The sequence below is a fragment of the Paraburkholderia caledonica genome, assembly GCF_000383275.1.
Lineage (GTDB): Bacteria > Pseudomonadota > Gammaproteobacteria > Burkholderiales > Burkholderiaceae > Paraburkholderia > Paraburkholderia caledonica.
In genome coordinates, this window is record NZ_KB911042.1 from 36,093 (window position 1) to 47,814 (window position 11,722).

Sequence of the window (11,722 nt, forward strand, 5' to 3'; positions counted from 1 at the left end):
TTTGACGCGACTCACGCCAGCTTTCGCGTATTCCGCTTTACCGCCCGCCTCACCGTTCGAAGATTGTAAATATTGATGTGCAGCCGACTGTCACGGTCGTGGTGTGCAGGCGGTGGATCGTGACTGCAGAAGCTGACGGACGGGCCGATTCGCCAAACGATACATGCCGCCTAGACAGCTTTCCCAAACGATTCCCTCTTGTGCCGCGGTGCCGCGCAAAAGGCGGCTCGTCGCGGCGTTGATCGCCGTTCCGGGTCTCATGCCCGCGCTCGCTCACGCCCAACTGGCGGGCGAGGCCGCGCAGCCGCAGCCCATCGACCCGCCCTGGGGCATGCAGCTCGCCCCGCAACTCGAAGACCATGTGCTGCAGCCGGGGCAGAAGCCGGCCACGTTCGTCCTCGGCGATTCGACCAACGGCACGACCGATCAGGACATGGCCGTCAAGGGCTCGGCTGAAGTGCGCCGCAATACTGTCGTGATCAAGGCCGACGCGCTGCATTACGATCAGGACACGGACATGGCCGACGCATACGGCCAGGTCCGCATGAACAACAACGGCACCACGTTCGCCGGACCGGAAGCGCACATGCGCGTGGATTCGAGCGAAGGCTTCATGACCGCGCCGAAGTACCACTTCAACGTAACGGGCGGCTCGGGCAGTGCGGAGCGCGTCGACCTGCTCGATAACGAGCGCTCGGTGTTCACCAAGGGTACTTACACCGCCTGCGCGTGCGCGGACGATCCGGCGTGGTACATCAAGGGCAGCGAATTCGACTTCGACACCGGCGCCGACGAGGGTGTGGCCCACAACGGCGTGCTGTTCTTCCAGGGCGTGCCGGTTTTCGCGTCGCCGTGGCTGTCGTTTCCGCTGTCCGGCGAGCGGCGCAGCGGTATTCTGCCGCCCACGTTTTCGCTCAGTTCGACGAACGGCTTCGAACTGTCGGTGCCGTATTACTTCAACATCGCGCCAAATCGCGATCTGACGGTCACGCCGCGCATCATTTCGAAGCGCGGTGTGCAGTTGCAGAGCACGTTCCGCTATCTTTCGCCTACGTATTCCGGGTCGATCTCCGGCGAGTTCCTGCCGGACGACCGGCTGACCAAGACGAACCGGTACGCGCTGTACATCCAGCACAACCAGAACTTCGGCAACGGGTTCGGCGGCTACATCTACTACAACAAGGTTTCGGACAACACGTATCCGGAAGACCTGTCGTCGTCGGTCAATCAGTTCATGAACGGCACCCAGCTCCTGTATCAACAGGAAGCCGGGTTGACGTATAACAACGGCCCGTGGTCGGTGCTCGCGCGCGAGCAGCACTGGCAGACGCTGACGCCGTCGGTCGCGCCGTATGGCCGCGAGCCGCAGTTGAACGTGAAGTACTCGAAGTACAACGTGGGTGGCTTCGACTTCGGCGCCGAAGCGGACTACACGAACTTCCACATTACGACCGCGGACATGACCGAAGGTCAGCGGGTGCTGTTCAACCCGTACATTTCGTACTCGGTCGTCGGGCCCGGCTACTTCGTCACGCCGAAGGTGCAATGGCATTTCGCGTCGTATAACCTGCGCAACATCAGCGGCGACGTGCCGGTCGGGACGCCGAAGAATTTCACCGAATCAATCCCGACGCTGAGCTTCGACACGGGGCTCATTTTCGACCGTTCGGTCCGGCTCTTCGGCGAGGATTACATCCAGACGCTCGAGCCGCGTCTGTACTACGTGTACACGCCGTATCGCAATCAGGAGTCGGCGCCGCTCTTCGACACCGCCGAATCGGACTTCGGGCTCGCGGAAATCTTCACGCCGAACACGTTCGTCGGCAACGACCGCATTGCGGACGCGAACCGTCTGACCGCGGCCATCACCACGCGCTTCATCAACCCGGCAACGGGCGACGAACGCGCGCGTTTCGTGATCGCGCAGCAGTACTACTTCCAGGATCAGCGTGTCACGCTGCTCCCGAATCAGACGAGCACCCAAGCCACGCATTCCGACCTGATCGTGGGCGCGTCGCTCAAGCTCGGGGCTGGTTTCGCGTCGGAAACCGCGTTCCAATATAATGCCGACAACAATCAGCTGGTCAAGACGAGCGTCGGTTTCGGGTTCAGTCCGGCGACCGGCAAGGTGCTGAACGTCGGGTATCGCTACACGCGTGCGAACACCACGCTGGAAAACCAGCCTATCAATCAGGTGCTGGTGTCGGGGCAATGGCCGCTCACGCATCGGGTATTCGGGGTCGGGCGGTTCAATTACGATCTGGGCGGGCATCGGATCGTCGACGGGCTCGTGGGCTTGCAATACGACGCGGACTGCTGGACGCTCGGCGCCGGTATCCAGCGCTACGCAAACGGCCTGAATACGTCGGGGCAGCATCAGTCGAGCACGCGTTTTCTCGCGCAGTTGACGTTCAAGGGCTTGTCGAGCGTCGACAACGGGCTGATTTCCGCGTTCCGCGGCAGCGTGGCGGGCTACACGCCGCTGCCGCCTCCGCCGCCGCCCGAGTCGCGGTTCATCAATTACGAATGACGCTCGCCCGGTCGTTCATCGAATGCGAAAAGACGGGCCAGGCGTGCCCGACATCATTGGAGTATCTGTGGCAATCATGAAAAAGCTTCGCTTGGCAACGCTCGCGGCAGGTCTTGCCGCCGCGGCGTCTTTCCTGTCGGTTGCGCCGGTACAGGCGCAGGCGCTGGGCGGCAACCGCGGCGGCCAGACCGTCGACACGATCGCCGCAGTGGTCAACAACGGTGTCATCACACGGCGCGAGCTCGAAGAGCGCGTGGGCCTGATTACCCGGCGTCTGAGCCAGCAGAACGCCCCGATTCCGCCGGCCGATCAGTTGCGTCAGCAGGTGCTCAACCAGATGGTGCTGGAGCGCATCCAGTTGCAGAAGGCGAAAGAAGACGGCATCAATATCGACGACGCAGCGGTGCAGAAAACGCTTGAGCGGCTCGCGCAGGCGAACAACCTGTCGCTCGACGTGTACCGCTCGCGGATCGAGGCGCAAGGCGTGCCTTGGGCCACGTTCACGAGCGACGCGCGCACCGAGCTCACGCTTTCGCGTCTGCGTGAAAAGGAAGTGGACAGCAAGGTCACGGTGTCGGACGCTGAAGTCGCGAACTACATCGCCAGTCAGCGCGGCCCGAATGCCGGCGCGACGAGCGACCTGCACATGCAGCATATCCTGCTGAAGGCGCCGCTGAACGCGCCGCAAACGGATATCGAAGCGGCCCAGAAGAAGGCCGAGGCATTGCTCGCCGAAGCCAAGGGCGGCGCCAACTTCGAGAAGCTCGCGAAATCGAATTCGCAGGCGCCGGACGCGTCGAAGGGCGGCGACATGGGTTTTGCTGCGCCGTCGAAGCTGCCGCCGGAATTCGTCAAGGCCGCCTCGGCGTTGCGTCCGGGGCAGGTCAATCCGGAAGTGATCCGCACCAACGACGGCTTTGAAGTCGTGCGCCTCGTCGACCGTCGCAGCGGTCAGGGCACGAGTTCGGACGCGCCGAAGCTCGTGCAAACGCACGTGCGGCACATCCTGCTGCGCGTGGGCGACGGCATGTCCGAGCCGCAAGCGCGCCAGAAGCTGCTCGAAATCAAGAAGGAAATCGCTGCGGGCGGCGACTTCGCGAAGTTTGCCCACACGTATTCGCAAGACGGTTCTTCGTCGCAAGGCGGCGACCTGGGCTGGATCAGCCCCGGCGAGACTGTGCCCGAATTCGAACGCGCGATGAACACGTTGCAGGACGGACAGATCAGCGACCCGGTGCGCAGCGAATACGGCTATCACCTGATTCAGGTGCTGGAACGCCGCGAGTCTGAAGGCTCCATCGCGCAGCAAATGGATCTTGCGCGCCAGGCCATCGGTCAGCGCAAGGCGGAGCAGGCTTACGCCGACTGGCTGCGCGAACTGCGCGACACCGCCTACGTCGAAGTCAAGCCCGATCTGTCTCGCGTTCAATAAGCCTCATGAATTCCGCCGCCCCGTCAGCCAGCTTGCCGTTGCAGATCGCGATCACGACGGGCGAACCCGCCGGCGTCGGTCCCGAGCTGACCGTGCAGGCGCTTGCGGGCGCGGCGGCACACTGGCCCGGCGCGCGGTTCACCGTGCTGGGCGATGCGGCTCTTGTCGCCGAACGGGCGCGCTCAGTCGGCGTAGACTGGCCGGCGCTCGTGGCCGACGCGTCGCACATTCAGGTGCAGCACCGGCCGCTCGGTGCGCCGGCTGTGGCGGGCAAGCTCAACGCGGCCAATGGACGCTACGTGCTGGATCTGCTGGACAGCGCGATCGACGGCGCGATGGCCGGCACATTCGACGCCATCGTTACCGCGCCGCTGCAAAAAAGCACGATCAACGACGCAGGCGTGCCGTTCACCGGCCACACCGAGTATCTCGCCGAGCGCACGCGCACGCCGCGCGTGGTGATGATGCTGGCGGGCACCGGCGAGCGTCCGTTGCGGGTTGCGCTCGCCACCACGCATCTGCCGCTGAAGGACGTTTCTTCCGCGCTTTCGGTGGAGGGCATCGTCGAAACGCTGCGTATTATCGATCACGATTTGCGGCATCATTTCGGGTTGCCCGCGCCGCGCATTCTCGTCACAGGTTTGAACCCGCATGCTGGCGAGAACGGTTATCTTGGTCGCGAGGAAATCGACGTGATCTCACCGGCGCTCAAGCTCGCGAACGGTGAAGGCATCGACGCGCGCGGTCCGTATCCGGCGGACACGCTGTTTCAGCCGCGTTATCTGGACGAGGCCGACTGCGTGCTCGCGATGTTCCACGATCAGGGCTTACCGGTGCTCAAATACGCGACGTTCGGCGAAGGCATTAACGTCACGCTGGGCTTGCCGATCATCCGCACGTCGGTCGATCACGGTACTGCGCTCGATCTCGCGGGCACGGGCCGCGCCGACGCGGGCAGCCTGATCGCCGCCATCGACACGGCCGTTCTCATGGCGCAACATCGCCGCGCGGGCTGATTCAACGTCGCATCGGCGCCTCGCGCGTAATCATTTCCAGGCAGTTTTCTTTCTTTAGCGTTTCTTCGATGTCCACCAGCAGACAGCAGCAGGGCCGGCACCAAGGCCATATCGCGCGCAAGCGTTTCGGGCAGAACTTCCTGGTCGACATGGGCGTGATCGATTCGATCGTCGATGTGATCGGGCCGCAGCGCGGCCAGCGCATGGTCGAAATCGGGCCGGGGCTCGGCGCATTGACCGAACCGTTGATCGAGCGTCTCGCGACGCCCGAGGCGCCCTTGCACGCGGTCGAACTGGACCGCGATCTGATCGGGCGTCTGAAGAACAAGTTCGGCGAGCTGCTCCAGCTGCACGCCGGCGACGCACTCGCGTTCGACTTCGGCTCGCTCGCCGCGCCGGGCGACGAGCCGTCGCTACGCATTGTCGGCAACTTGCCGTACAACATTTCGAGCCCGCTGCTGTTTCATCTCACTGCGTTCGCGCACCGTGTGATCGACCAGCACTTCATGCTGCAGAACGAAGTGGTCGAGCGGATGGTGGCCGAGCCAGGCACCAAGGCCTTCAGCCGTCTCTCGGTGATGCTGCAATACCGCTACGTCATCGACAAGCAGCTGGACGTGCCGCCCGAGGCATTCCAGCCGCCGCCCAAAGTCGATTCGGCAATTGTGCGAATGATCCCGTATGCGCCGCACGAACTCACGCCCGTGGACCAGCGCGTACTCGGCGAAGTGGTGACGGCGGCTTTCTCCCAGCGTCGCAAGATGTTGCGCAATACGTTGGCTGCGTTGCGCGATACCGTCGATTTCGACGCCATTGGCTTCGACCTCCAGCGCCGCGCCGAAGACGTGCCGGTGGCCGAATACGTGCGCGTCGCGCAGATCGTGGCGGGTAAGCGTTAAGCGTTAAGCGGTGGGCGCGGGGGGCGGGGCGCTGAGGTTCGTGGGCTGAAGCGTCGGTAGGAGTTCCGAGCCGTTAAGCCGGGAGTCCAGGCGCAATGGTTCCGGACGAAAGCTCGAGCCGCTCACCGCTTTCCCGGCGCATTGACCAGCGCGATGCCGGTCAGCACGAGTGCTGCGGCCATCAGAAACCGCAAGCTGAATGACTCGCCGAGCAGCAGCACGCCGAAGGTGACCCCGAACATCGGTGTGAGAAACGAGAACACCGACAGGCGCGAGGCGACATAGCGCGTGAGCAGCCAGAACCACACCAGATAGCTGACGAACGCGACCACCACCGCCTGATACGCGAGGCTCGCGATCGCCAACGGCGTGACCGTGTCCACGTGCGCCTCGCCGAACGCAAGCGCCAGCGCAAGCAGCACCACGGCGGATACCGCCAGTTGATAGAAGAGCGTCTTGCTTGCGCTGGAGTGCGCAAGCCGCGTCGCGCGCACCACGACGGTCGTCGCCGCCCAGGCAATGCCTGCGAGCACGCCGAGTGCGTCGCCGGCTACAGCGGCCAGCGACGCGCTGCGCGCCGTTGCGCCATGCAGGAAGCCATCCGCGAAAGCCAGCGTGATGCCGGCAAAAGCCACGAGAATGCCGAGCCATTGAATGCGCCGCATCCGCTCGCCATCGACGAACCAGTGCAAGCCCAACGCCGTAAAGCAGGGCGCGGTGTAGAGAAAAACCGCCATGCGCGACGCACTCGTGAGTGTGAGTCCGAGGAAGATGCACACGAACTCGGCAGCGAACAGGACGCCCGCCAGCAGACCGGCGCTCAGCGTGCCGTCGTCGCGGAAAAGCGGCGTGCCGCGCGAGCGCGCCCAGCCCCACACCAGCAGCGTGGCGATCGCCGAACGCAAGCCCGCCTGGAAAAACGGTGGCAACGCGGCGTTGGCGCTTTTGATCGCCACTTGCTGGAATCCCCAGATCGCGCACAAGCCGACCATCAGCAGGATGGCGAAGCCATCGGGGGCGCGGCGCGTGGGAAGGGCAGTGGTGCTCATGGCGTTGTGGTGACGAAAAGGGCAGGACGGGGTTGTCCGGCGCAGCGCGTACGATACCAAACCCGCCCACGCGTCCATTCGATGACCCCACCGCCTACGCGTGCTTCCGACAAGTCGCAAGTCATTTGCGAATTCCGGGAGGCCTGCGCAACTCCCGCGCAACACCTCGCGCAACATCTATTTCTTACCATCCTGATTTCGCGCTAAGGTTCGACGACATGATTTCTGTCGGTACTTTCGTACGCGCTGCGTCGCGGAATCGGGCTTCAGTAGCTTCAGTCGCTTCAGTAAGAGGCGGGCCACCGGGCGATGCGTCGCGTGAGCAGACAAACTCCATCCGCGCAAAGCGGAGCCTGTACGAGGAAACGGCATGAAGACCCTCAGCAGAGGCGCGGCGGTCGTGGCGTTGGTATCGTTCGGTTGTCCAGTTGCGCAGGCTCAATCGAGCGTGACGCTTTACGGCGTGGTCGACGAGAGCGTGCGCTACCTGACGCTTGCCAACAAAGCGGGCGACTCTTCTCTCGGGCTGGGCACGGGCGGCATGACGCAAAGCCGCTGGGGGCTGAAAGGCGTCGAGGACCTTGGCGGCGGGTGGTCCACCTTTTTCAAACTCGAAAATCGCCTGTACATCAACAGTGGACAGAGCGATCCGACCTTGCCGTTCTTCAACGAAGCGCAGGTCGGTGTGCGCTCCACTTCCTACGGGCAGGTCATTTTGGGCCGTCAGTACAACGTGATGATCGAGGGCATCACGGTAGGCGGTTACGGCAGCAATCCGTGGATTCCTTACGACTTCAGCTTCCAGCCCGAGGTGACGATGACGGGCGGCATCTGGACCAGTAATCAGGTGCAGTACCAGGCAAAGTACAACGGCTTGAGCTTCGCGGCGGGCTACGCGTTCGGCGGCAACGCCGGCAATTCGTACGGCAGCCAGATCGGCGCGGCGGCCGCTTATGCGCCCCCGGGAGGACCATTCACCGTCGGCGGCGCATACGAGGAGTCGAAAGACTCGGTCAACGGAGCGTCGGCCAAAGCGTGGACATTCGGCGGCTCGTACACGTGGAACAAAACGCGCTTTGCGCTGGGTTACATCGTCAATCGGGCCGACGCCGGTTTCTCCACTTTCGCGAACGGACCGTTTACGGCTGCCGCGCTGACCGCGCTGAAATACACGGACTTTTCGCGGCGACGCATGTTCATGGGCGGCATCACGCAGCAGGTGGGCGACGCCTGGCACCTCGCGGCAAACGTCTGGCGCACGCTGCAGGACGGCAAGACCGCGGCCAAAGACGGTTCGGCATGGCAATACCAGCTCGTCGCGGACTACAACCTGTCAAAGCGTACGGACGTCTATGTGGAAGGCGATTATTCGCTGTATCGCGGCGATCTGATCGGCGCGCAACTGCAAGGCGTGAATGGCGTCGGGCTCGCGCAGAAAGGCTCGCAAATCGGCTTGATGGCGGGGCTGCGGCATCAGTTCTGACATATCGGGTACAAGGCCGCGCGGCGCGCGCTCCACGTCGCCCGCTGAGCGCCGGCGTCCCTGCAACGACGGTCGATTCCGGGTACATTTACGGTCTCGACATCAAGCAACAGGGAGTACACGATGCGCCTGCTTCACACCATGCTCAGGGTCGGCGACCTGGACCGTTCGATCGCGTTCTACACCGAACTGCTCGGCATGAAGTTACTGCGCCGCGAAGATTATCCGGACGGCAAATTCACACTGGCGTTCGTCGGCTACACGGACGAGCGCGACGGCACTGTCATCGAACTGACGCACAACTGGGACACGCCGGCCTATGATCTCGGCAACGGCTTCGGGCATCTCGCCGTCGAGGTGGAAGACGCCTATGCAGCATGCGACAAAATCAAGGCGCAAGGCGGCACGGTTGTGCGCGAAGCGGGGCCGATGAAACACGGCACCACCGTGATTGCGTTCGTCACCGATCCGGACGGCTACAAGATCGAGTTCATCCAGAAGAAAAAATAAACGCCAGCGCCGGCGAGCCGGGGTCTCATTCGCTCACGTCATGAACAACAACAATCCCTACTTCAACGAACTCGATGCTATCCACGTCGAAATCGAGGCCTTGTTCGACGGTTCCGCGGACGACCTCGCGCTCGAACGGATCATGGCGCGCTTCGCGCCGCAGTTCACGTTGATCATGCCGTCCGGCGCCGCGCTCGATCGCGCCGCGCTACGCGAGACGTTCGCGAGGCTGCGCGGCGCGCGGCCAGGCTCGCAGATCGACATTCGCGACAGGGAGATCGTCGTCGAATATCCGTCTGGCGCGGTGGTGAAATATCGCGAGTATCAGCGGGACAATGCGGGCAATGCGAACGTGCGGCGCTCAACCGCAGTGATGGACGTCGACGCGCAAGGCAAGGTGACGTGGCGTCATTTGCATGAGACGTTTTGCGCGGAGTAGGTCGCGCGGCGTTGATCACTGTCCACGCCGCGTCGGCCTCTCACGGCACTGCGGCAAGCGGGACAAAACGCCGGCTCTAGAGCGTCGGCAGCAGTTCCGGCGGATGCGACTTCAGCGTCTGCCGCGCTTCGCGGAATTCCGGAAAAATCGATTCGACCGTTTGCCAGAAGCGCGGGCTGTGATTCATTTCCCGCAGATGCGCCAACTCATGCGCGACGACGTAATCGATGATGGAAAGCGGAAAGTGAATCAGCCGCCAATTCAGGCGAATCTTGCCGTCACTCGAACAACTACCCCAGCGCGTGGCCGCTGAAGAAAGCGCATACGCGCGATAGTTGACGCCCAGCTTCTCCGCATAAATAGCGAGGCGCTCGCCGAACACACGCTTCGCTTCGTTCTGCAACCAGCCTTGCACGTGGTCCTTGATCTGCTGCGGGTCCGCTTGCAGAGGCAGCGGCACTTGCAGGGCGGAGTCGGTCGCGCTAAATGCGAGCGTGCCTTGCGGCGAGCCGAGCGTTACGCGCACCGGCTGCCCGAGATAGGGCACCTCGGCGCCGTCTTTCCAGTCGACCTTCGGCAACGCGCGCTGTTCGACGCGCGTTTGCCATTCGATCAGCTTCGTGAAAATCCAGCGCTGTTTTTCGGTGATCGCGGTTTCGATATCGGCGAGCGTGACCCAGCGCGGCGCCGTGATCGTGAGACCGGTGCTGTCGATTGCGAAGCCGATCGAGCGGCGCGCCGAACGCTTGAGCGCGTAATGCAGCGTGCGCGACCCGATGACGAGACTGCGCAGCTTGCTGCCGTCTGGTGCAAGCGGCACCGCGGACTGCTGACCCTGAGGCGTTGCCGAAGGCGCGGACGGTGAAGGGGACGACGAAGTCGACCCCGGCTCTGCGAAGAGCGGGAGATCGAGTTGCCGGTTATCGAGCGCCGCAGCGGGCTGCGGCGTAGGAGACTTCTGCATCGGATTCGGCTTCGCGCAAGTACGCCTTCGAGGGCGTGGGCGCGTCAGATAGGTGCGGCGGCGGAACTGCTTCCCGCCGCGCGATACGCAGTAGGATCGATGCGACGCATTTCAGCTTCGATCCACTGTTCGACGCGCGTGTTCACTTCGTCGGGCGTGAGCCCCGTGGTCTCGATCGGCTTGCCGATCGACACTGTGACTATACCCGCATATTTGATAAACGAGTTGCGAGGCCACACGCGTCCGGCGTTGTGCGCGATCGGCACGACCGGCGCGCCGGTTGCAATCGCAAAACGCGCACCGCCGGTTTTGTACTTGCCCTGCTTGCCAGTCGGCGTGCGTGTGCCTTCCGGAAACATGATCACCCACGCGCCTTCCGCCATGCGTGCCTTGCCCTGCCTGATCACCGATTCGAACGCGTACTTGCCTTCTTTACGGTCGATATGAACCATCTTCAGGAGGCCGAGCGCCCAGCCGAAAAACGGCACATACAGCAACTCGCGCTTGAACACGTAGCACAGCGGCCGAGGCATCAAGGCAGGAAACGCCAGCGTTTCCCATGCCGATTGATGCTTCGACAACAACACCGCCGGACCGTTGGGCAGGTTCTCCATGCCCTCGATCTTGTAGCGGATACCGTTGAGCCAGCGCACCGCGTTGAGCGTTGCGCGGCACCAGCCGGCCGCCATCCAGTAGCGGCTATCGGCGCGCATGAACGGGAACGCAATGAAGCATGCGGTCGCGTACGGCACCGTGAACACGATGAAGTAAATCAGCAGCAGCATAGAACGAATGAAGCGCATCGGCGTGGTCAGTAAGGGGTGGGGACGCGCGTGGTACGCATCACTCTTGAGCGTCGGCGAGGAAGTCGAGCACGAACGCTCTCAGGTCGTCGTGGACGACGGTGCCATCCGGCAGGCCGCCGGCCGTGAGCGTCTTGCGGCCCTTGCCCGTGAGCACCAGATGAACCGGGTGGCCGAGCGCCGCGCCCGCTTGCAGGTCGCGCATCGCGTCGCCGACCACCGGCGTGTTCTCAGGGTCGACCTCGAAACGCTCGTTGATCATCTTCAGCATGCCGGGCTTCGGCTTGCGACATTCGCAGTGGTCTTCCGCCGTGTGCGGGCAGAAGAACACCGCGTCGATGCGCCCGCCTACGGACGCCGCCATGCGATGCATCTTGAGGTGCATTGCATTGAGTGCGTTCATGTCGAACAGGCCCCGGCCGATGCCCGACTGGTTCGTTGCGATCGCCACGCGATAGCCCGCCTGGCTGAGACGCGCAATCGCTTCGAGCGAACCCGGCAACGCGACCCACTCGTCCGGCGACTTGATGAACGCGTCGGAATCGGCGTTGATCACGCCGTCGCGGTCGAGGATCACCACTTTTTTGGTCGGCATGG

At 63.3% G+C, this 11,722-nt stretch carries 11 protein-coding genes; 7 read left to right on the forward strand and 4 right to left on the reverse strand.

Annotated features, from left to right (window positions below; genetic code table 11):
* The first annotated feature begins 163 nt into the window (after window positions 1-163).
* The 4 genes from H281_RS0123840 to rsmA all read left to right on the forward strand — a co-directional run bounded on the left by H281_RS0123840 (window position 164) and on the right by rsmA (window position 5,877).
* Complete coding sequence (locus H281_RS0123840; RefSeq protein ID WP_027804892.1) at window positions 164-2,530, forward strand: LPS-assembly protein LptD; 2,367 nt, start codon at window positions 164-166, stop codon at window positions 2,528-2,530.
* Between the two features lie 67 nt (window positions 2,531-2,597).
* The gene (locus H281_RS0123845; protein ID WP_020069649.1) at window positions 2,598-3,962 is read left to right on the forward strand and encodes a peptidylprolyl isomerase; all 1,365 of its coding nucleotides are present in this window, start codon (window positions 2,598-2,600) and stop codon (window positions 3,960-3,962) included.
* A 5-nt stretch (window positions 3,963-3,967) separates the two neighbouring features.
* Window positions 3,968-4,978 carry a 4-hydroxythreonine-4-phosphate dehydrogenase PdxA gene (gene pdxA / locus H281_RS0123850; RefSeq protein ID WP_020069650.1) on the forward strand — a complete coding sequence of 337 codons (1,011 nt, stop codon included), beginning with the start codon at window positions 3,968-3,970 and terminating at the stop codon, window positions 4,976-4,978.
* A gap of 68 nt (window positions 4,979-5,046) precedes the next feature.
* Window positions 5,047-5,877, forward strand: coding sequence for a 16S rRNA (adenine(1518)-N(6)/adenine(1519)-N(6))-dimethyltransferase RsmA (gene rsmA, locus H281_RS0123855; protein WP_020069651.1), 831 nt, complete (start codon window positions 5,047-5,049; stop codon window positions 5,875-5,877).
* A gap of 122 nt (window positions 5,878-5,999) precedes the next feature.
* On the opposite strand, the gene H281_RS0123860 is transcribed toward rsmA, so the two are convergent.
* Window positions 6,000-6,926, reverse strand: a complete 927-nt coding sequence (locus H281_RS0123860) for a DMT family transporter (RefSeq protein ID WP_020069652.1) — start codon at window positions 6,924-6,926, stop codon at window positions 6,000-6,002.
* A gap of 370 nt (window positions 6,927-7,296) precedes the next feature.
* Between H281_RS0123860 and H281_RS0123865 the strand changes: the two genes are divergently transcribed.
* From H281_RS0123865 to H281_RS0123875, 3 genes are all read left to right on the forward strand, one after another.
* Window positions 7,297-8,409 carry a porin gene (locus H281_RS0123865; RefSeq protein WP_020069653.1) on the forward strand — a complete coding sequence of 371 codons (1,113 nt, stop codon included), beginning with the start codon at window positions 7,297-7,299 and terminating at the stop codon, window positions 8,407-8,409.
* A 123-nt stretch (window positions 8,410-8,532) separates the two neighbouring features.
* On the forward strand, window positions 8,533-8,919 hold the full coding sequence (gloA, locus tag H281_RS0123870; RefSeq protein WP_020069654.1) for a lactoylglutathione lyase: 387 nt from the start codon (window positions 8,533-8,535) through the stop codon (window positions 8,917-8,919).
* A 40-nt stretch (window positions 8,920-8,959) separates the two neighbouring features.
* On the forward strand, window positions 8,960-9,358 hold the full coding sequence (locus tag H281_RS0123875) for a DUF4440 domain-containing protein (protein WP_020069655.1): 399 nt from the start codon (window positions 8,960-8,962) through the stop codon (window positions 9,356-9,358).
* A gap of 76 nt (window positions 9,359-9,434) precedes the next feature.
* Here the strand turns inward: H281_RS0123875 and H281_RS0123880 are convergent, their stop codons facing one another.
* The 3 genes from H281_RS0123880 to gmhB are packed head-to-tail and all read right to left on the reverse strand — an operon-like array spanning window position 9,435 to window position 11,720.
* Window positions 9,435-10,322 carry a M48 family metallopeptidase gene (locus H281_RS0123880; protein WP_020069656.1) on the reverse strand — a complete coding sequence of 296 codons (888 nt, stop codon included), beginning with the start codon at window positions 10,320-10,322 and terminating at the stop codon, window positions 9,435-9,437.
* Between the two features lie 44 nt (window positions 10,323-10,366).
* Window positions 10,367-11,125, reverse strand: a complete 759-nt coding sequence (locus H281_RS0123885; protein ID WP_020069657.1) for a lysophospholipid acyltransferase family protein — start codon at window positions 11,123-11,125, stop codon at window positions 10,367-10,369.
* Window positions 11,126-11,165: 40 nt separating this feature from the next.
* Window positions 11,166-11,720: a D-glycero-beta-D-manno-heptose 1,7-bisphosphate 7-phosphatase gene (gmhB, locus tag H281_RS0123890; protein WP_020069658.1), complete on the reverse strand. Its 555-nt coding sequence runs from the start codon at window positions 11,718-11,720 to the stop codon at window positions 11,166-11,168.
* Between the last annotated feature and the right edge of the window lie 2 nt (window positions 11,721-11,722).